20 protein-coding genes are annotated in these 21,268 nt (G+C 52.0%); 18 read left to right on the top strand and 2 right to left on the bottom strand.

The features are described 5' to 3' along the window. Positions 1 to 11 precede the first annotated feature (11 nt). The 8 genes from purD to J2Z70_RS17860 all read left to right on the top strand — a co-directional run bounded on the left by purD (position 12) and on the right by J2Z70_RS17860 (position 10,521). The gene (purD, locus tag J2Z70_RS17895; protein ID WP_209875514.1) at positions 12 to 1,277 is read left to right on the top strand and encodes a phosphoribosylamine--glycine ligase; all 1,266 of its coding nucleotides are present in this window, start codon (positions 12 to 14) and stop codon (positions 1,275 to 1,277) included. Between the two features lie 308 nt (positions 1,278 to 1,585). Continuing rightward, positions 1,586 to 2,908, top strand: coding sequence for an SEC-C domain-containing protein (locus tag J2Z70_RS17890; protein ID WP_209875512.1), 1,323 nt, complete (start codon positions 1,586 to 1,588; stop codon positions 2,906 to 2,908). A 12-nt stretch (positions 2,909 to 2,920) separates the two neighbouring features. Beyond that, a complete protein-coding gene (locus J2Z70_RS17885) occupies positions 2,921 to 3,259 on the top strand; it encodes a hypothetical protein (protein ID WP_209875509.1) in 339 nt (112 codons plus the stop codon). 84 nt (positions 3,260 to 3,343) lie between these two features. Next, complete coding sequence (locus tag J2Z70_RS17880) at positions 3,344 to 4,186, top strand: NmrA family NAD(P)-binding protein (protein WP_209875507.1); 843 nt, start codon at positions 3,344 to 3,346, stop codon at positions 4,184 to 4,186. Continuing rightward, complete coding sequence (locus tag J2Z70_RS17875; RefSeq protein ID WP_209875559.1) at positions 4,187 to 4,723, top strand: PadR family transcriptional regulator; 537 nt, start codon at positions 4,187 to 4,189, stop codon at positions 4,721 to 4,723. A 310-nt stretch (positions 4,724 to 5,033) separates the two neighbouring features. Beyond that, complete coding sequence (locus J2Z70_RS17870) at positions 5,034 to 7,118, top strand: methyl-accepting chemotaxis protein (RefSeq protein WP_209875505.1); 2,085 nt, start codon at positions 5,034 to 5,036, stop codon at positions 7,116 to 7,118. A gap of 127 nt (positions 7,119 to 7,245) precedes the next feature. Next, on the top strand, positions 7,246 to 8,508 hold the full coding sequence (ilvA, locus tag J2Z70_RS17865) for a threonine ammonia-lyase IlvA (RefSeq protein ID WP_209875503.1): 1,263 nt from the start codon (positions 7,246 to 7,248) through the stop codon (positions 8,506 to 8,508). Between the two features lie 1,302 nt (positions 8,509 to 9,810). Further along, the gene (locus J2Z70_RS17860; RefSeq protein ID WP_209875501.1) at positions 9,811 to 10,521 is read left to right on the top strand and encodes a hypothetical protein; all 711 of its coding nucleotides are present in this window, start codon (positions 9,811 to 9,813) and stop codon (positions 10,519 to 10,521) included. A 163-nt stretch (positions 10,522 to 10,684) separates the two neighbouring features. Here J2Z70_RS17860 and J2Z70_RS17855 read toward each other — a convergent pair whose 3' ends face one another. Together J2Z70_RS17855 and J2Z70_RS17850 are read right to left on the bottom strand one after the other, a co-directional pair. Continuing rightward, positions 10,685 to 11,623, bottom strand: coding sequence for a hypothetical protein (locus J2Z70_RS17855; protein ID WP_209875498.1), 939 nt, complete (start codon positions 11,621 to 11,623; stop codon positions 10,685 to 10,687). Positions 11,624 to 11,664: 41 nt separating this feature from the next. Continuing rightward, positions 11,665 to 12,327, bottom strand: a complete 663-nt coding sequence (locus tag J2Z70_RS17850) for a DUF1129 family protein (protein ID WP_209875497.1) — start codon at positions 12,325 to 12,327, stop codon at positions 11,665 to 11,667. Between the two features lie 185 nt (positions 12,328 to 12,512). On the opposite strand from J2Z70_RS17850, the gene J2Z70_RS17845 reads away from it, so the two are divergent. The 10 genes from J2Z70_RS17845 to J2Z70_RS17800 all read left to right on the top strand — a co-directional run bounded on the left by J2Z70_RS17845 (position 12,513) and on the right by J2Z70_RS17800 (position 21,186). After that, positions 12,513 to 12,713 carry a hypothetical protein gene (locus tag J2Z70_RS17845; protein ID WP_036730918.1) on the top strand — a complete coding sequence of 67 codons (201 nt, stop codon included), beginning with the start codon at positions 12,513 to 12,515 and terminating at the stop codon, positions 12,711 to 12,713. Positions 12,714 to 12,916: 203 nt separating this feature from the next. Then, positions 12,917 to 13,747, top strand: a complete 831-nt coding sequence (locus J2Z70_RS17840) for an alpha/beta hydrolase family protein (RefSeq protein ID WP_209875495.1) — start codon at positions 12,917 to 12,919, stop codon at positions 13,745 to 13,747. Positions 13,748 to 13,830: 83 nt separating this feature from the next. After that, a complete protein-coding gene (locus J2Z70_RS17835) occupies positions 13,831 to 14,607 on the top strand; it encodes a DODA-type extradiol aromatic ring-opening family dioxygenase (protein ID WP_209875493.1) in 777 nt (258 codons plus the stop codon). Between the two features lie 169 nt (positions 14,608 to 14,776). Next, positions 14,777 to 15,886: a DUF3048 domain-containing protein gene (locus tag J2Z70_RS17830; RefSeq protein ID WP_342593022.1), complete on the top strand. Its 1,110-nt coding sequence runs from the start codon at positions 14,777 to 14,779 to the stop codon at positions 15,884 to 15,886. A gap of 204 nt (positions 15,887 to 16,090) precedes the next feature. Next, complete coding sequence (locus J2Z70_RS17825; protein WP_209875491.1) at positions 16,091 to 16,708, top strand: DUF47 domain-containing protein; 618 nt, start codon at positions 16,091 to 16,093, stop codon at positions 16,706 to 16,708. Between the two features lie 12 nt (positions 16,709 to 16,720). Continuing rightward, entirely contained in the window at positions 16,721 to 17,710 is a 990-nt protein-coding gene (locus J2Z70_RS17820) for an inorganic phosphate transporter (protein WP_209875489.1), read from the top strand. 331 nt (positions 17,711 to 18,041) lie between these two features. After that, on the top strand, positions 18,042 to 18,770 hold the full coding sequence (locus J2Z70_RS17815; protein ID WP_036693252.1) for an amino acid ABC transporter ATP-binding protein: 729 nt from the start codon (positions 18,042 to 18,044) through the stop codon (positions 18,768 to 18,770). Between the two features lie 33 nt (positions 18,771 to 18,803). Beyond that, positions 18,804 to 19,658, top strand: coding sequence for a glutamate ABC transporter substrate-binding protein (locus J2Z70_RS17810; protein WP_281068219.1), 855 nt, complete (start codon positions 18,804 to 18,806; stop codon positions 19,656 to 19,658). A gap of 181 nt (positions 19,659 to 19,839) precedes the next feature. Further along, the gene (locus J2Z70_RS17805; RefSeq protein WP_342593023.1) at positions 19,840 to 20,493 is read left to right on the top strand and encodes an amino acid ABC transporter permease; all 654 of its coding nucleotides are present in this window, start codon (positions 19,840 to 19,842) and stop codon (positions 20,491 to 20,493) included. 42 nt (positions 20,494 to 20,535) lie between these two features. Next, positions 20,536 to 21,186, top strand: coding sequence for an amino acid ABC transporter permease (locus J2Z70_RS17800; protein ID WP_209875487.1), 651 nt, complete (start codon positions 20,536 to 20,538; stop codon positions 21,184 to 21,186). Positions 21,187 to 21,268 lie beyond the last annotated feature (82 nt).

Genomic DNA, 21,268 nt, shown 5'->3' with positions numbered 1-21,268 from the left:
ATCAGAGCCTTATGGATATTTTAGTAGTCGGCGGCGGCGGACGTGAGCATGCGATCATCTGGAGCTTGTCCCGCAGTCCCCGTGCCGGTAAAATCTACTGCGCCCCCGGCAATGCCGGGATTGCGCAGCTTGCGGAATGTGTGCCGATCGGCGTCTTCGAGTTCGATAAGCTGACCGCTTTTGCCAAGGAGAAGAAGGTAGGACTGGTGGTTATCGGACCGGATGATCCGCTCGCTGCAGGCATTGTGGACGCCTTCGAAGCCCAGGATATCCCTGTATTCGGCCCGCGGAAGAATGCCGCAGAGATTGAGGGCAGTAAGACCTTTATGAAGGATTTGCTGCATAAATACAGTATTCCGACAGCCGCTTACGAGAAATTCAGCGATTATGAGACAGCCTTGTCTTATCTGCGGAGCCAAGAACTGCCGATTGTCATCAAGGCGGACGGCCTGGCCGCAGGCAAAGGGGTAACCGTGGCGTATTCCCGTGAGGAAGCGGAGCAGGCCCTTCAGGAGATCATGGTCGACAAGGTTTTCGGGGAAGCAGGGGCGCAGGTCGTCATTGAAGAGTTCCTTGCCGGGCAGGAAATGTCGATTCTGGCGTTCGTGGATGGGGAAACGGTGCGGCCTATGGCTGCGGCCCAGGACCATAAGCCTGTATTCGACGGCGATAAAGGACCTAATACGGGAGGCATGGGGACGTATTCCCCGCTGCCGCATATCGATGAAGCGATCATCCGTGAAGCGGTCGAGACGATTATTGAACCGACAGCCAGAGCGATGGTGGCTGAGGGCCGTCCCTTCAGCGGAGTGCTGTTCGCAGGACTGATGATCTCGCCGGACGGCAGACCGAAGACGATTGAGTTCAATGCCCGCTTCGGGGACCCGGAGACACAGGTGGTTCTTCCCCGGCTGCGAAGCGATCTGCTGGAGATCTTCCTGGCTGTGACCGAAGGCAGACTCGCCGATATTCCGATCGAGTGGAGCATTGAGGCGGCAGTCTGCGTGGTGCTGGCCTCGGAGGGATATCCCGGGCCTTACCCGAAGGGTGTGCCGATCAGCGGGCTGGAAGACAGCGGCTCTGCGCTGGTCTTCCATGCCGGAACCGCACGCAGCGGGGATGGCGGCTGGGTGACTACCGGCGGCCGCGTGCTTGGAGTGGTAGGCCTGGGGGCAACCATTGCCGAAGCACGTACATCGGCCTATGCACGTGCGGAGAATATTACGTTTGCGGGCAAACAGAACCGCAGTGATATCGCAATGAAGGCACTGGTCTGAGAAAAAAGTCCCAAAAAAAGGACTGACAAGTTGTAGGAGAAGTGCTATAATACAACTCGTACGGGGGAAAATGTGCGGATATATACAGATAAAGGGTCTTTCCTTTCTAAGGAAAGGCCTTTTTTAAAATAGAAGAATTCATATGTTCCACGCTATAAATTATCCTTCTATTTCTCGCCGAAACGGTACCGTCCCTAAAAGGACGCCACAGCCGTTTCCACTTGCAATTCCATAACGAATGCTATAATAGTACAATAACAGCGATGCTTATGCGGATGTACAGTTACTGATTTAAGGGGGAATTAGTTTTGAGTAAGGTAGGAAGAAATGACTTATGCCCGTGTGGAAGCGGGAACAAATATAAGAAATGCTGCATGGAGAAAGACAGAGCGGCGGCCCAGTCGATGCTGCGGCTGGTTAATGCAGGGGATGCAGCGGCGCAAGCACCTGTAACCATACCCGGCGTAATCGTGCACGAGGAACAGCCGGCTACGGTAAGTGCCGCCCCTGCTGCGGGCAAGCTTACGCTGCCCAAGCTGAAGAAGATGGTGGCGAAGGAGCTGAACTGGGAGCATCCGGCCCATGAACAGCTGGCGCTGGAGCTGATCGAGCACATGAGAGACCAGTATGACCGTGAGCTGATCCTGGAAGCACTGCTGCTGTGGAACGGCTTCTCCCGCCAGACCAAGCCGGCCGTGAAGAAGACAGGCTCATTCTGTGCGGCGATCGAATACCTGCTGTCCGAGGAGTACGGCTTCATGCTGTCGCAGGCGGAGCTGGCGGACAAATACGCGATTACCACGGCCACGATCTCCCGCAAGGTTAAAGAAATATATAACTATGTCGAGGAATACGGCATGACCGGGGAAGCGGACGATTTGATGGCGCTGAACGGAGCGGAAACTCCGCAGGAGAAGGCGCAGACCCTTCTGGCCCAAGCCATGGAGGCAACCTCTGCGAAGCGCCGGGTCCAGCTCGCGGAGAAGGTGCTGGAGCTCTATCCTGACAGCCCGGAAGCCTACCTTATTCTGGCCGAGGAAACGGAGAATGAGGAGGACGCCCGTGAGCTGCTTAAGGCGGGAATCGCCGCAGGCAGACGGGAGCTGGGCGAGTCTTATTTTACGAAGCATAAAGGGTTCTTCTGGGGGCTCTATGAGACCCGCCCTTATATCCGGATCTGCCAGAGCTACGCGGAATCCTGCTGGTTCGGCGGTAAGGCGGAGGAAGCAACAGAGATGCTGGAGCATATTCTGGAGCTTAATAAGGATGATAATACGGGTGCCCGCTATCTGCTGACTGCTGTATATCTGTATAGCAACCAGCTTGAAGAAGCAGAGCGGATCATTAAGAACTACGGTGAAGAGGATGCGGCGGCGGCTTTTGCCTATGACCGGATTGTACTGGAGTTCAAGAAGAACGGCATTACCTCGCAGCTCAAAATGCTCTACCGCATAGCCCGCGGAGTGAACAAGCATGTGCCGGATTACCTGCTGGGTATGAAGCGGCTGCCGCATAATCTTCCGGATTATGTCGGTATGGGTGATCCCAATGAAGCGATTGAATATGTAATTATGCATTCGCGCTTGTGGGCGAGCCTGCCGGATCTGCTGAAGTGGATGCTGAAGCAATAGACGACGCTATAGATGAAATACAGACACAGTCCTTCGGGGCTGTGTTTTTTTATGGAGATTAGGAGTGACCTCGCTGATATCACCGAACACAGGCCGAATGTAATAGAAAAACCGACCACAATGGGCGATGGCGCAGGTGGATGGGCGAATGTAGTCGGAAAACCGACCACAATGGGCAGTGGCGCAGGTGGATGGGCGAATGTAGTCGGAAAACCGACCACAATGGGCAGTGGCGCAGGTGAATGGGCGAATGTAGTCGGAAAACCGACCACAATGGGCAGTGGCGCAGGTGGATGGGCGAATGTAGTCGGAAAACCGACCACATTGGCGGTGGAATTGGGCTACGTATAAATCCCCTTGCCATTCTAGTCTAATTAGACTATATTATGTGATGTAGTCTAATTAGACTAAACTATCTGAAAAGAGGTCCTCCTAATGTTATTTATTACTGGAGCAACTGGAACCGTTGGAAGCCGGGTTGTACATTACCTCAAGTCTAAGGATGTCAACTTCAAAGCCCTCACCCGCACACCTGAGAAGCTGATGAACGATCAGAGTGATCACATGACGATCGTCACCGGGGATATTAAGGATTGCAGCGCCTGGTCAGACAGCCTGCGCGGCGTGGAGACCTTATTCCTGATTCTGCTGGATGATGCTGAGGAGATTCTGCAGGCTGCCCGGGCCAAGGGTGTCCGCAACATCGTGTTCTTATCCTCAGCGTCCATTAACCGCTCGGATGCCGCTTACAACGAGAACGCTATGAAACATAAGAAGGTTGAGGAGCAGATTCAGGCATATGGCTTTCAGTATGTGTTTATCCGGGCCGAGGCCTTCATGCACAATACCATTTACTGGAGGGACCTTTTTAGATACAATAAGGGGACGATCCGGTTACCGGCCTTGGAGGCTAAGCTGGCGAGCGTACATGAAGAAGATATTGCCGGGGTTATCAGTGTGGTTGTAACGGATTTTGACCGATTCTCCGGGCAGGTCTTGACGCTCACAGGTGCGAATATCCTTAGCCAGCGGAACATTTTGACAGAGATCTCTAAGCAGCTGGGACAATCGCTTGAACTGGAAGAACAGACCATTGCGGACTTCCGTTCCTATATGAGCAAGTACATCGCTGAGGAATACATTACCCTTAGAGTACAGGACTGGGAGTATACCCTGAAGCATAAGCTCGCCGTGACGGACACGGTGCTGACGATTCTTGGCCGGGAGCCTTATACGTTCCGAGAATGGATCGCGGAGCATCTCGGTGATTTTCAATAAATACAGAAAGAGGAATTCGCTATTATACCCTTACTTATACTGGGTCTGCTTAAGGATTGCGGACAATCCAGCGCTTATGAATTGCTCAGTGTCTTCAAGGAGCGGGATTACAGGTATCTTGTTCATATGACAAAGGGATCGCTGTATTACAACCTCCAGAAGTTATCGGGCGAAGGCTTGGTCCGGCTGGTAGAGGTCGTTAGCGTGAACAACTATCCCGAGCAATACATCTATGAGATTACACCGCAGGGCGACGAGCATTTCAAAGCGCTGATGGCCAAGTACTCGCTGCAGACGGATGATATTACGTTAGCTTTTTATATGACGACGCTGTTCGCCCACCAGTATGATACAGGGGAATTCAAGGCGGCTGTAGCCATACAGATGGAGCAGACACGGCGTAAGATTGCTGAGATCGACCATGCGCTGGAGGCCAAGCAAGACAAGATCTACGATACGGCAAAATCAATGATGAATAATGTCAGAGCGCACCATGAATTGAACCTGAAGTGGTTTCAGGAGCTGCTGGAACAGTAGTGCGGCAGATTGCCGGATAAGATGAATTGGAAAATTGGTTATAGAGATCCTGCTCCCTTTTGTTTGCTGAATACAGCATATACAAGGGAGTATTTTTTGTGCAAATAACCTGACATGAACAAGCGGTGATATGGGTAAATAAGAGGCTTAACTCGATAATTATGAGAAAATACCTTACATGGACACACTTATTTCACAGCCTATGGGAAAACGGTACAGGGATAAAGGGATTTTTTGCAGAAATAAGTCGAAAAGACAGAGAAGATCCGGGATAGCTCCGGGTCTTTATACATGGAAGGTGGGAGGGTCTATGGCACTGGGAAAGAGTAAGAAGGTTAGGGAGAGGGGGCTTATCGGCTCACTCCGTAATATGGGGATTCGCGGCAAGCTGTTTTTGTCAGTGATTCTGTCTGTGGTGGTTATTTTCATGACGGTGTCTGTAGTGATCTACAGCAATGCCAAGCAGCTTATCGTGGACGGGCTGAAGAGCTCGCTGACGTATGAGAAAGGGGCGATCGGGGTACAGGTCAATGACCTGCTGCAGCCTGCTGTGGACAGTGTGGCGCTGCTCAATGCCAACGCCTACCTCCGCGACTTCATTCTGAGGGTGAAGGATGCGCAGACGCTGAAGACTACGGACGGGTACACGGAACTGATCCAGACGCTGAACCTGATCAAGAACAACAATAAGAATTTGCTCAATGTATACATAGGTATGGATGCGGTGAACAAGGTGATTACCCAGGATGAATTCGAGCCTCCGGCAGACTACGTGCTGAAGGAGCGAAGCTGGTATTCCGCTGCGGCTGCGAACAAGCGTGTAACGATTACCAATCCTTATATTGATGCCGGGTCAGGCAAAATGGTCGTCAGTGTCAGCACACCGCTGCTTGATGATTCAGGCAAGCTGATCGGCGTGGCGAGTGCAGATATTTCGATTGAGCAGATTACAGCTGCGCTGGGCGCTTTTAATTATAAAGGCAGCGGCTATGCCGTGCTGATTGATGAGACGGGAACCTTCATCTATCATCCCAATCCGGATCATATTCTGCTGAAGAAGATGGCTGATCTGGGCGAATCGTGGAAGACTGTCGGCGATAAAATGCTGCAGTGGGGCTCAAATGTCATCCGGGCGGACATAGACGGCGAGCCCAGCTATGTATCCTATTCACCGGCTGTGGCTAACCAGTGGTCAGTCGCGCTGATCGTACCACAGAAGCATGCGGAGCTTGCGCTGAAGCGCTTCGAGCTGATTTTCTTCCTCTCCATTATGGTTTCGATTGCGGTGCTGTCTGTCCTGCTGTATCTGGTCTCGGGCAGTATCCTGAAGCAGTTTCCGCTCCTCACGGCTGCGTTCGGGCAGGCGAAGGCGGGGGACCTGTCGGTAAGGGCAAGGGTAACCGCAGGAGGCGAGATCGGGGTGCTGGCTGAGGGCTTCAACGATATGATCGCCTCGCAGCAGTCGCTGATTCAGGAGATCCTGCACAGCTCGCAGAGTATCTCGGGCGCGGTGGAGAATACAGAGCAGAACGTATTCGTGCTGGATGGCAGCATTACCGATATCTCGGGGGTTACGGAGGAACTGTCGGCAGGCTTGCAGCAGACCGCCGCCTCGATGGAGGAGATGAATGCCAGCACGACCCAGATCGAGGCTGCGATCCACGGGATTGCCCGCAAAGCTCAGGAGGGGGCGGAAGCCGCCGGAGAAATTAACGTACGGGCGGAGCGGCTGAAGGAGAGAGCCTGGGAATCCCGCACACAGGCGGATACCGTGTACGGGCTTAGCGAAGAGAAGCTGCGCACGGCCATCGAACAGTCGGGATCAATCTCGCAGATCAGCGCGCTTACGGGCGCCATTCTGGAGATCGCCGCCCAGACCAACCTGTTATCGCTGAATGCTTCCATTGAGGCGGCAAGGGCCGGGGAAGCGGGCCGGGGGTTCGCTGTAGTGGCAGAGGAGATCCGTAAGCTGGCCGACAACTCGCGTGAGACGGTGACTGAGATCCAGGGAGTGACAGGGGCGGTAGTCCAGGCGGTGTCCAATCTGGTGGAGGCTGCGGAGAGTATGCTTGGCTTCATGGACAGCCAGGTGAAGAAGGACTACGATGCCATGCAGGAGACCGGAGAGCGGTACAGTGAGGATGCCCGGTATATCGAGGAGCTGGTGACGGACTTCAGCGCCACCTCGGAAGAGCTGCTGGCTTCCATCCAAAGCATGCTTACTGCGATCAGCGAGACGGGGAGTGCGACCAATGAGGGGGCAGAAGGAGCGGGAGCCATTGCTGCCGGAGCGGAGCAGATCATCGGGCGGTCCGGCAGCATCGTAGCGGAGATGGAGGAGATCAAGCTCAGCTCGGCGCAGCTGCTGAATGCGGTGTCGAGGTTTAAGGTATAGGCTTCTACAATTCCACTCTCAGTGGATGCTATATTGTGTGGAGAGGACAAGGGTTGAAAAAAAGTCCTTGGAAGAGTATGTTACAAGAAGCGAAACGATAAGAAAGAGACAGTGAGGTGGGGAAAACATGAGAGAAGGCGAAAACCGGATCGTAGGAATGGAAGATATTGTACGCGCACACCATGTGCTGCGGGAGGTTATCGTCCGTACGCCGCTCCAGCTGGATGCGGTATTGTCGGCCAAATACGGCTGTAATGTGTATTTGAAACGTGAGGATCTGCAGATTGTACGCTCCTTCAAAATCCGGGGGGCCTATAATATGATCCGCAGTCTGTCTGAAGAGGACAGAGCCAAGGGCATCGTCTGTGCCAGCGCGGGAAATCATGCCCAGGGCGTGGCGTATTCCTGCAAGGCACTCGGCATTAAGGGCAAGATATTCATGCCGAGCACTACCCCTAATCAGAAGATTAAGCAGGTCCGGCGCTTTGGCGGAGAATTCGTTGAGGTGATTCTGAAGGGGGATACCTTCGATGATGCTTATGATGAAGCGCTGCAGGCTTGCATTGACTATAGCATGACGCTGATTCACCCGTTCGATGAGCCGCGTATTATTGCCGGCAACGGAACCATTGCCATGGAGGTAATGGAGAGCCTGGACAAGCCTGCGGACTTCGTGTTCGTCACCATCGGCGGCGGCGGGCTGGCAGCCGGTGTAGCCACCTATATCAAGACGGTGAGTCCGGCAACCAAGGTTATTGGTGTGGAGCCCAGCGGCGCGGCTTCGATGAGTGAGGCCATGGAGAGCGGTGAGGTCATCACCCTGAAGGAGATCAACAAGTTCGTGGACGGCGCGGCGGTGAAGCGTGTCGGCGGCCTGACCTTCGATATCTGCTCGAAGCTTCTGGATGATGTGGTGAAGGTGCCGGAGGGCAAGGCGTGTACCACTATTCTGGAGCTGTATAACGAGAACGCCATTGTGGTGGAGCCTGCCGGTTCCCTCCCCATTGCTGCACTGGACATGTACCGTGATCAGATCCGCGGCAAAAGCGTGGTCTGCATCGTCAGCGGTGGCAACAACGATATTGACCGGATGCAGGAGATCAAGGAGCGTTCCCTGATCTATGAAGGCCTTAAGCATTACTTCATGGTCAATTTCCCGCAGCGTGCGGGTGCCTTGCGCGAGTTCCTCACCGAGGTGGTCGGACCGGATGATGATATTACCCGGTTCGAGTACACGAAGAAGAATGAGAAGGAGAACGGCCCGGCCCTGGTCGGCATTGAACTGATGTCTACCGATGCCTACGCCCCGCTGATTGAGCGGATGAAGCAGAAGGGCGTCGATTACGTGGAGATTAACAAGGATGTTAATCTGTTCAGTATGCTGATTTGATCCAGCAGCAAGAGGACACGTCCCTACTCACGTTGGCCCACTGAAGAATCACTTCTTTTTAACTCTACTTACAAATTTAGTTGAAAATAAGATACAACCACTACCGGATATTGGAGTGGTTGTATTCATTTTTACATCTATATAATTCTATTGCTCTGAGTTTTCTAATCTACAATGTCAATAAACGTTTTAGTTCACAGCCAAAATAGCCATTGCAGCTTGTTACATCCAGTACATCGTTCTTGGCCAGCATACGAGTTTTTAGTGATTCATCCTTTACATAGACGGCTTTTCAAAGCTTACGAACGAACTATCATACAGAATTTACCAAGTTAATTTTTGGTTATGGCGTGCAATCGTATGGGTGGCGTCCACGATGATGGAAGTGTTTTGCAAAAAAAAAATAATGGCCAAATGCCACCGTCTTGCTGATGAGCAGATCCAGCAGACTCAAATCTTTTTGGGATAGTTATCAAAATTATTTAGGGAACGCGGTTCAGTGTGTAGGTCTCCTGGCGCCACCTCTAGAGAGAACTTGAAAGACAGGTCGTATCGGGAACGCTCAACAATATCCATTTTAGACAACTTAAAGATGGCTTTGAGAGGATTGGGGGTCGATCGCATTGTCGTTATCCAAATAGTAATTATCTTGAAGGTCCCCAAAATATGAAATAAAAATTCACCATTTCTTTAATATGACAAAGTAAATTCTCCTGCGGCACAACAATGTCATTCAGCGCCGTGTAAGCAGTAAGACCTCAAAACCAACGTTTGTTGCAAAATCAACCGCTCTCATCGGCTTTCGAGATTCTTTCTTATTTGTAAAAAAAGGTACAACCTCCTCTAAATGTTGAAGAGATTGTACCATATTTCGTGAGACTGACTTTTCTATGCCTTTGGAAACGCACCGTGAGTTATTTTATGTGTGTCATTGCAACTAAGATTATTATTTTTTAGGTTTTCTTCTAAAGTATACAATAGTATGAATTATTACAAAAAGAACGAGCGCTGATAAGAGTACATTGGTAATAACTAATGTTGAATTCAAATTATTTAAACCGCTAGTAGTCTCGTTGTTGGTATGAACTATTGTCGAATTAAGATTACTTACTTGACTCCCCACATTATTTATGGGTTGAACTAAATTGTCTGAATTCATTTTATTCCTCCATTCAAAGTTTAATATCTAATTATATGCTTTAATTCTTTTTTTTTCCACTACTTTTCTCACGAACAACCCTTCTTGAATATGGTAATATTTACATTGTAATAAAAATACATTTAATGGAGTGAATTCAAAAAATGATTAAGGTTAAAAAAATTCTATCCGCTTCTTTAACTACTGCCTTACTTCTTACCTCTTCGGCAATTGCTTCAGCTCAAACGGTATCGCCTACCGAGGCTGTTCAATCAGTTCAACAGGAATTCTCCTTACAACTTGATGACATGACCACAATTTCTACACCTTATGATCCTGCGCTCTATGATTTTCAAAGATCAGATTTATTTAACGAAGTAGTTGTTAAAGTAGTGGACAAGAACTCAGGTCAAATTGTGTCAACTTATGGTGAGAAAATTGAGGTGAAAAATAAGCCAGCTGGAATATCCATTATGGCAACTGGAACTTATAGTACTAGAACTACATATAGGACATTCACTGATCCTGGAGTTAATGGTCAGCACTTTGCAGGAGGAGATTTATACACTGTATACAACTGTTACCAATCAGGTTCTTTTGGACAAATCAATTCTGTTAGTAGTACTTACTGGTCTCCAATGCCTGGTAGTGGAAATTTCATATTAGAATCTCCAAATGCTCAGACGGTACCTACGGGTAACACGGGTAGCTTTCCTACTAATCAACTTACAACAACCGGTACAGTAGTACTCTCAACAAAAGAAACTAAAGCTTTTGGGACTTCAATTGGTTCCTTCTCCTACACTTCAGGATCAGACGGGTGGAGTAGATATGCAATAAGAAATGCAGCATATAACATTACATTTGGTAATTAAACTATTTATAGAGAATCTCGTCAGGGCGAGGCTACTGAAGGACTACTGTTTTTAACTCTAATTAAAAATTTAGTTGAAAACGAAGACATCCACTACCGGATTTGGTGTGGATGTCTTTGTTTTGGATGAAAATCACTTAATGAAGTTGATTGCACTATTTGTATCAGGGCTGAGGCACCTCAGTCTTCAGATACTGCTCCGCCGCATCGTCCAGCAGGTAACCGTTACTCTTCATCAGCTTCATGAAGCCGTCAAGCTTCTGCAGGAAAGCACTGGTACTGCTGTTCTTGGCCAGGATGCTGGTGTAGGCCTTCTGCGCCTCCAGATCCATCTCCAGATTATCGTAATGGAAGAGCGGGGTGTTATTCTGGCCGTAGAAGGTGTTCACAGCATACTGGTTATACAGCTTCTTGACGGCCTGTACCCGGTTGGATGTGGGATAGGTCTGGATGAATTGCTCCTGGGTCAGCGCACGGTCGGCTACCTCGCCCCAAGCAATGATCAGCCCGTTATCCTTGGAAGAAGGCAGATCTGATTCAGCCGCCATAATGGAAATATAACTGCTGATATCCTCCGTTACATAAGGCTTATATTTGCGGTAAGCCGCATAATCAATCACCGGGTAAAAGCTGCCCTCGGCGGTATCCAGCTTGTATCCGCTCTCTCCCGCATTTTGCAGCAGGGCGCGCAAGGCGGCGTTATCCGTACTCTCAGCCAGCTTCTCCATGCTGACTCCCCCTCTGTAGACGGTGAGGAGCTTCCGCTGGACCTCGCTACTGCTGAATTTCTTCTCCCAGGAGGGCAGCAGCGCCTTATGCAGGTTCTCCAGCTTCAGCGTCAATACAGTCGCCTGATAAGGAGTGACTGCGTATAGCTTCGTCTTCATATAGGCAACGGCGCCCGGCAGGTTACCGCTGGACAGCAGCGGCAGCGCGCCCTTATAGACCGCTTCTGCATGGCTGGCAGTCTTAGCGCTTGCAGCTGCACCGGAAGTGCCTGTCCGGCTGCTTCCGCTGCCTTCGGCACCAGCCGGGACGGCTGCGCCTGCCTGAAGCCCTATGAGCAGGGCGATTGCGGCGGATAGAACGGCATGCTTTTTCATTCGAGTCTCCTCCTGTATGGAATAGATGTGGGTTACAGCCTCTAAGATGGGAAGAATATGAATTTCAGCCCCAGCCCTCCGGCAGCGGCCAGCGCCAGACTGACCCAGGGCGAGACCGGAATCACCGGGAACAGATTATCGAGGAATATGCCGGCGAATACCGCAATCACAGCAATTCCGATGTAGATGCCCAGGGCCTTAATGTCGAAGGTCTTGGGCTTCGGACTGTCGTCCTCCGACAGGGAGGCCATCCATTTCATAATAAGCTCAACGAGCAGGATAGAGCCTGCGCCGACGACGACCAGCGTGAACAGACTGAGCTGGCCGAAGAGTTCGTGCGGACCGCCGCTCCACTGTGTAATCAGGCCGGCAATGCCCATCGTCCCGAACAGCAGGGTCAGAGCGGACCAGGAGATCATCATAGAGTTCTTCAGCCGGCTGCGCGGTGTGCGCGGCGGGACACTGTCCATCACGTCCTTGAAATAATCACCGGGCTTGTCGCCAAAAATCTGCTTGGCATTCTTGCCCTTGGCTTGTCCCTTCAGCAGCAGCTCAGCCGCCTCCAGCAGCAGCTCCTCTGCACGTACAGCATCTACTGAACTGGCGCGCATCGCCAGAAGCATATCTTCGTAATAAGAGCGGTTAGACGGCGTCATCTGCTCCCGCAGCAGGTTGTTCTGCTTAATCATAGCTTTGACTTTCATAGTGTGGACCTATACCTCCAGCATTGAGTGATCAGGATACCTTCAACCTAGAGTATACGTTTGTGCACCAGCCGTGTGCAAGGACAACGTTCGTTCACGAAGGTCTGAATAATCCTTTTGGAAGAGTAAACACTGAAGAGGTGGTGGCTTCACCAACTATAGCTAGAGGGAAGGCAGGGAGCGTTATGGAACAGGAAAACAAGCAGGAACCCGGCAAGGCTGTGAACGACGGCACCGCGCCTGTACCGACTAATGATGTGGGGGACTGGGGCAATTCTGACGGCTTCAGCCTATGGGATGCTGCGGGGCAGGGCCAGGAGAACGGGCTCGGGGATTGGGAAGGCCGGCAGGAGACACACGACATGTTTCACGACAGCTATGACTGAGTGATGCCTAAGCGGATATGGGCCTCTTTTGCTCCTGCGGGAGTGGAAGGGGCCTTTCTCCGGTAGGGCTGACGTAAGCGGCGGGCTTCATGCGTATTGACAACAAATTAGCACAGATATTATAATAGAGATATTAATCATACTAAGTTAATCGGAATTATTATAATTTAAAATAAATCAGCCATTTAGGGGAGGACGCCGCAATGGAACGGAATATCATCATCCGGCATAACGGAGAGGAACTGACAGCGAGCATACATTATCCGGCCGCAGACCGGGCAGGGACAGGAAGGTGCAAGAACCGGGTGCCGCTTGCAGTGATCTGCCATGGCTTCGTGGGCAGCCGGATCGGTGTCGACCGGATCTTCGTCAAGGCAGCCCGTGAGCTGGCGCAGGATGGCTATATGGTAATCCGCTTCGATTATGCGGGCTGCGGGGAGAGCAGCGGTGATTACGGCAGTGAGGATATGGAGTCGATGATCGGGCAGACCCGGGCGGTGCTGGATTACGGCATCAGCTCGGCCGATGTGGACCTGCAGCGTGTAACGCTGATCGGACACAGTCTGGGCGGTGCGGTGGCGCTGCTGACCGGTGTCCGTGACCGGCGGGTGAAGAACCTTGTACTGTGGTCAGCTGTCGGTTATCCCTTCAATGATATCGTCAAGATTGTCGGCAGGGATGCCTTCGACCGGTCGGTGAAGAGCGGTTCAGCAGATTACGCCGGCTATTCGTTCACTCCGGTATACTTCAATTCCCTGGCTGCCTTCCAGCCGTTCCAGGAAGCAGGGAAGTTCAGCGGCGATGTGCTGGTCATCCACGGAACCTCCGATGATGTGATTCCTGTAGATTATGCGTTCCTCTACCAGAAGCTGTTCTGGACCCGGCCGGAAGGACGGTGCGACAAGGAGATTATTTTCCAGGGCGATCATACCTTTTCTTCGGGTCCGGCGCAGGAGCAGGTGCTGAAGCGTACCCGGGATTGGATGAACCAGCAGGAGCATCTGCAGGAGGAATGGCAGAACTGGATGATATAGGAGCGGTAACGGCACTCGCAATGGCTGGGAATTAGCTGTAAAATAAAGGGGAAGACCATACCGGAAATGGAGGCTCTTACCCTATGAAATTACCGGCCTTTTTCATTGCGCATGGCTCCCCGCTGCTGGTACTTGAGGATAACGACTATACGCGTTTCTTGCAGCGGCTGGGTTCGGATCTGGGGAAGCCCCAGGGCATTGTGATCTTCTCAGCTCATTGGGACAGTCCCGAGCAGCTGATCACAGTGGACGCACAGCATGAAACGCAGCATGATTTCTACGGGTTCCCGGAAGAGATGTATCAGCTGAGTTATCCTGCTCCAGGTGATCCCGCACTCAGCCGCCGTATTTCGGAACTGTTCAAGGATAGTAATCTGCCCCATCAGCCCGTGCTGGGCCGTGGGCTGGATCATGGTGCCTGGGTCATCCTGAGGACCATGTTCCCGCAGGCGGATATTCCGGTCGTGGCCTTATCCGTGGATTCGCTCCGCTCGCCTGAGGAGCAGTACAACATCGGACGGATGCTTGCTCCGCTGCGTGAGGAAGGTGTCCTCCTGATCGGCAGCGGCGGTCTGGTGCATAACCTCAGGCTGCTGAAGCAGAAGGATCAGCCGGAGCAATGGGCGCTTGACTTCGACGGGTGGATTGCAGAGCGGCTTGCGGCCTGGGATCTTCCCTCCCTGTATGCGTATGAGAAGCAAGCTCCGCATGTGAGGGAGGCCGTACCAACCTACGGCAAGGAACATTTCATCCCGCTCTTCTACGTAATGGGTGCAGCCGATGAAGGCAGAGCGGCACAGTTAATGATTCAGGCCTACCAATACGGTACGCTCAGTCTGAACTGCTGGATGTTTGATTAATATAGGAATGAATAGAGGGTACAGCTGCTATAAGGGCTGTACTCTTTTTGTGCTGCCGTTTCCACTTGACTCAAGACAAACTCTGCCAGCTATGATTAAATAAAGGAAGCGAGTTTCATAGAAGAGAATCGAGAGAAGCAAGCTGTAACTTACGATTAGGAGGAACAACGTGTCTATATCGATGAACCGTTATGTATCCCGTCCTGTATATGCTCTGGTCCTTGCCGCCGTGCTGCTCTCTGCCTGTGGGGAAGAGCAGGCAACGCCTGAGCCCGTGCGGGTGGTAGCGCCTACGGCGCAGCCGCAGCCGACCGAAGTTCCGCAGCCTTCGCCGACAGCAACGCCAGCCCCGGCAATAGCGGTCTCCGTCTTAACAGGCCTGCCGGTTGAGGAGGAGAGCCTGCCCCGGCCGCTCGCGGTCATGATCAATAATGCCCCGGCGGCCCGCCCGCAGTCCGGGATCAGCGAGGCGGATATTCTGTACGAGGTGCTGGCCGAAGGCGGAATTACCCGGCTGATCGGTATCTTTCAGAGTCATGCCGGGGTGGTGAAGATTGGGCCGATCCGCAGTATCCGCCCTTACCTGCTGGATATCGGCGAGAGCTATGGCGGCATAACGGTGCATGCCGGAGGCAGTCCGGATGCCTATGCCATTCTGCAACGGCAGAAGAAGGCGGATATGGACGAAATCGGCCGCGCGGGGGCCTACTTCTGGCGGGACAAGGAACGCAAGGCCCCGCATAACCTGTACAGCAATGCCGCCAAGCTGCGGGAGGGGGCAGTGAAGCTGGGCTATGCGGAGAGCGTGAAGGTCCCTGGTTTTCTTTTCCATGATCCGGATTATATTCCTGTGGAGGGCACCCCGGCGCTTGCGCTGGGTGTGAACTTCCTGCTGAAGAGCTACAATGTCGGGTACCATTATAACGCAGAGCAGCGCACATACGCCCGCTGGGTGAACGGCAAGCCGCATCTCGATCTGAATAATAACCGTCCGGTGGAAGCGGCGAACATCATCGTGATGGGTTCGGACCATAAGGTGCTGGACGATGTCGGCCGGCTGCAGGTGGATACGGAGCTGGGGGGAGAAGCAGTGCTGTTACAGCGCGGTGTAGCGATGAACGGCAAGTGGTCGCGCAGCCCCGGAGATGTCATCCGGTTCGTGAAGAAGGACGGCAAGGAGGCGCTGATGTTCCCGGGAATCACCCATATTCTGATCGTTCCGAACAGCCCTTCGTTCAGCAGTCATCTCGAATACGCGCAGGCGCCTGCATCCCCCTAATTCCGGCTGGAGATTGAATGTTCGGATGATTATTTTCGTAAGTTGCAGGGAATTGTTATTATAGTGTGAAAAAGTTCGGTTTTTTGTCTTCTATCCCTTCTGTCGATATGATAAGATAACAAGGGTTGTCATTCATTTTCATGCGTTTACATTTGGATGGCTGCATTTTTTTACGGCAATTTCATGTAAAGGGGTATAAAGCTAATGAGGCTCAGAAAAAAGGATATATTCTTTGAGACGCTGGAAAACATGGCTGACACCATTGTTCAGGCGGCGGATTATTTCGCTCAGAATATCTCGACTCTCCAGGGCAATGTGGAGAACTTCGCCGCGGAGATGAAGAAATACGAATCCCAGTGCGATACTTACACACACACTGTCATCAAGGAATTGAACAAGACGTTCATTACGCCGCTGGAACGGGACGACATCATGGATCTGATTACAAGCATGGACGATGTCATTGATGGGCTGGAGGCTTCTGCCTCGCGTTTCTATATGTATAACCTGCTGGATGCGGATGAGTATATTGTCCAGTTCGCAGAGATTCTCCGCCAGAGTGCATACGAGATCCAGAAGGCGGTTCATTTGCTCTCCCAGAAGAAGCTGCTGGCGATCCGCGAATACACCATCCGTCTGAATGATCTGGAGAACCAGGGCGACGAAGTCCTGCGTATCTGCACCAAGGCCCTGTTCGAGACTGTGAAGGACCCGATTGAGCTGATTAAGCGCAAAGAATTGTATGAGCGGCTCGAGACCACCACGGATAAATGTGAAGACGTAGCCAACATGCTGGAATCGATCATCATGCGTAACTCATAAGGGGCCTCAAATATGGATACATCTATATATGTACTAGCTTTTGTTATCTTTCTTGCGCTGGCGTTCGACTTTATCAACGGCTTCCATGATACCGCCAATGCGATTGCTACCTCTGTCTCAACCCGTGCGCTGAAGCCGCGTACAGCCATCATGCTGGCCGCTTCAATGAACTTTATCGGCGCCTTGATGTTCACCGGCGTGGCGAAGAAGATTGGGGGCAGCATTACCGATCCGACCCTGCTGGACAACGGGATAGACATTGTCACAGCGACGCTCATTGCGGCAATTATCTGGAATCTTGTGACCTGGTGGCTGGGTATTCCTTCGTCCTCCTCCCATGCGCTTATCGGTGCGTTAGCCGGGGCGGTGTATGTCGGGGCAGGTACAGAGCATATCAAATGGAGCGGGTTCATCGAGATCGTAGAGGGGCTGATTTTCTCCCCGCTGATCGCTTTTGTAATCGGGTATATCGTGATGACGATTCTGAAGTGGATCTTCGCAAAGAAGAGTCCGCATACGGTCAACAAGGGCTTCCGTTCGATGCAGATCGTGACGGCCGCACTGCAATCCTTCACCCATGGTACGAATGACGCGCAGAAGGCGATGGGGATCATTACCTTTGCCCTCGTCACCTCGGGACGGCTGGATACGATGGAGGTTCCGCTCTGGGTTAAGATTGCAGCGGCTACATCCATGGCACTCGGAACGTCGATCGGCGGCTGGAAGATTATTAAGACGATGGGCACGAAGATTTTCAAAATCGAGCCGATCAACGGCTTCGCGGCGGATATTTCGGCGGCCTCTGTTATTTTCACGGCTACGCTGCTGCATCTGCCGGTAAGTACAACCCACGCGATCACCTCATCGATTCTGGGTGTAGGTTCAGCCAAGCGCTTCTCCGCTGTCAAATGGGGAGTGGCCGGACGAATCGTGGTTACCTGGTTCATTACGATTCCAATCAGCGCCTTGCTGTCAGGAGTAATCTTCAAGCTCTTCTTCTAGGACTGAACAGAATAGATTGCCTGGACAAGATGTCACAGAAGCCATGGATGGCTTTAGGACATCTTTTTTTGCGTTCAGCGCTAAACCTCGGCCTAAGCGGAGGTTATTTGTTTTTCAAGAGAGGAATGTCACAAAAGGCTACACGAAACTGATAAAAAATGTTAATAGGCATAAAAAGAAAATGAAATACATCACATAAATAAAAGAAAATAACATATGAGAAATGAATTTTGCGTAGTATTATGTAGGATTTGGTAGTCTCGGAAGTAAGGTTTGTTTTAAGTGTTACCATTGCTGACAAACACCCGAATAGACAAAGGAGGCCTAGCCATTGATCGACTTTCATCAGGTAGACAAACATTACGGACAATTCCATGTACTGAAGGGCATTGATCTGCATGTTCAGGAAGGGGAAGTCGTTGTTGTAGTCGGTCCTTCCGGCTCCGGCAAGAGCACGATGCTGCGCTGCATTAATCGTCTGGAGACGATCACGAGCGGCGGATTAACCGTGGACGGTATAACTGTAAACGAACGCAAGACAGATATCAATACCCTGCGCAAAGAGATCGGAATGGTCTTCCAGCACTTCAACCTGTACCCGCACAAAAAAGTCATAGATAATATCACGCTGGCCCCGGTCAAGGTGCTGGGCTTAAGCAAAGCGGAAGCGGAGAAGACCGCAATGTATTATCTGGAGAAGGTCGGCATTGCCGACAAGGCAGAGTCCTATCCTTCCCAGCTATCCGGCGGACAGCAGCAGCGGGTGGCGATTGCCCGGGGGCTGGCGATGAAGCCGAAGATTATGCTGTTCGACGAGCCGACCTCGGCGTTGGACCCGGAGATGGTCGGAGAGGTGCTGGATGTCATGCGCGCCCTGGCCCGCGAGGGCATGACGATGGTCGTTGTGACCCATGAGATGGGCTTCGCCCGCGAGGTGGCGGACCGGGTCATCTTCATGGATCAGGGGCAGATCGTGGAAGAGGCGGAGCCGGAAGCCTTCTTCGCCAGCCCGAAGGAAGAGCGGACGCGTACTTTTCTCAGCCGTGTATTAAGCCACTAAACTAAATATATAGGAATCCGGGGAGGAAACGAAATGAAAATGTCCAAGAGCTTCAAGGTGTTAAGTGTGCTGATGATTGCGGCCATGCTGGTCATTGCCGGGTGCGGCAATAACAAGGGCAAGAACGACAATGCGGCAGGCGGCAACGCTGCCGGAGGAGCAGCCGCTGACTCTGCGGCCATTGCCAAGATCAAGGAGCGCGGCAAGCTGCTCGTCGGCGTGAAGTTCGATACCCGCCTGTTCGGCCTGAAGGACCCGACCTCCGGCAAGGTGGAAGGCTTCGACATCGATATCTCCAAGGCCATCGCTAAGAAAATTCTCGGTGACGAGAATGCCATCGAGCTGAAGGAGGTCACCTCCAAGACACGTATTCCGATGCTGAATAACGGCGAGATCGATATGGTGGTGGCTACCATGACCATTACGGAGGACCGCAAGAAGGAAGTCGATTTCTCTGACGTCTATTTCCAGGCCGGCCAGTCTCTGCTGGTGAAGAAGGGCAGCCCGATTACAGGCCTTGAGAGCGTTACGAAGGATACGAAGATCCTCGGCTCCAAGGGGGCAACCTCGATCAAAAATATCAAAGAGAAGGTGCCGGGCGTAACCGTGCTTGAATTCGATAACTACCAGGATGCCTTCAGTGCGCTTAAGGCGGGACAGGGGGATGCGCTCACTACCGATGATGCAATTCTGTACGGAATGGCCTCCCAGGACCCCGGCTTCGAGGTGGTAGGGAAGCCATTCACCGATGAGCCTTACGGCATTGCGGTCCAGAAAGGCAACGCGGATGTAGTTAAGGCGATTAATGATACACTGGCTGAACTGAAGGCGAATGGGGAGTATGATGCCATCTATACGAAGTGGATTGGTAAAGCTCCGGCTAAATAAGCCTGTTTCAAGCAAGAGCTTGCTTCCCTCAAGGTAAGAACGCATAAACGGGTTTCACACGAAATTCTCGTAGAAACGGTACCGCCTTTTCCAAGGAGGGCAACGCCGTTTCTACTTGTTTGTAGGAACGGCGGTCATGCCGGGCAGGAACGAACTCATCTACAGGTAAAGGCAGGTGAACATTGTGGATTTCTCAATATTAACGAGATACTTCGGACTGTATATGGAAGGCTTCTACGGTACGCTGCTGTCCAGTGTGCTGGCCCTGATCGGCAGCTTCCTGATCGGCGCGGTCGTTGCCGTCTTCCGCATGACTTCAGTCAAGGGTCTGCGCTGGTTCGGCGCGGTGTATGTGGAGTTCATCCGCAACATCCCGCTGCTGTTGGTTGTGTATATTTTCTATTATGGGCCTTCCGCCCTGGGCTTCACACTGGACGGCTTCAAGGCAGGAACGATCGGACTCGCCGTATATACCTCGGCCTTCATCGCCGAAGCGATCCGTGCCGGAATTATGGCCGTGCCCAAGGGACAGATGGAGGCGGCACGTTCCTCCGGTCTCAGCTACATACAGACCATGCTGCATATCATTCTGCCGCAGGCGATCAAGCTGGTCATTCCACCGCTTGGCAACCAGTTCATTAACCTGATTAAGAACTCCTCAGTACTGACTCTGGTGGCCGGTCTTGATCTGATGTACTTCGCCGACGGGATCTCTACTGAGACTTACCGTACCTTCGACACCTACATTTTCGTAGCGGTATTCTATCTGGTGCTTACGCTTCCGCTCAGCTACGGCGTGCGGATCTGGGAGCGCCGGCTGCAGCGCAAATATTAAGAAGCATCATAAAAGGACATCTGAAGCTAAAGGAGGGATATTATGGATTTCATAGGGGCATACTCTGCCGATAATCTGAAGTTTCTGCTGGACGGATTGTATGTGACGCTGATCGTTGCTTTTGTATCGATCTTCCTGAGCTTTATCATCGGCTGTATGATTGGCGTCATCCGCTATTCGGAGGTACCGGTGCTGTCTCCGGTCATGTTCTACCTGGTGGAGCTGATCCGTAATCTGCCGCTGCTGCTGATCATCTTCTTCATCCGCTTTGCCTTGCCGGAGGTCGGGATCAAGCTCGGACTGATTACTGCAGCCATTGCAGCCCTAACCATCTTCGAAGCGGCGATGATTGCCGAGATTGTCCGCGGCGGCTTAATGTCGATCGACAAGGGACAGATTGAGGCGGCGCGTTCCTCCGGTCTCAGCAGTGTACAGACCTTATGGCATATCGTGCTTCCCCAGGGGCTGCGGCGGATGGTTCCGCCACTGGTGAGCCAGTTCATCTCCCTGCTGAAGGATACATCACTCGCCGTTGTGATATCTTTGCCGGAGCTGATGCATAATGCCAACATTGTCATCGGCCACAGCTACAGCTATGCCATCCCTACGCTGGCGCTGGTTGCCCTGATTTATTTTGTCGTCAATTACCTGCTGTCGCTGCTGTCCAGAAGGCTTGAGCACAGAGCGGTATAACCTTAGCCGAATGAGGATTAAGCCATATTCAAGCCAGTGCGGCTATGATACTATAGTTGTCAACCTCTCAAGGCAGGAGCAG

Source organism: Paenibacillus silagei (assembly GCF_017874735.1).
In the GTDB taxonomy this organism is placed as follows: domain Bacteria; phylum Bacillota; class Bacilli; order Paenibacillales; family Paenibacillaceae; genus Paenibacillus_AQ; species Paenibacillus_AQ silagei.
Note: the sequence above shows the minus strand (reverse complement) of the source record. Positions and strands in the feature narration are given on the sequence as shown.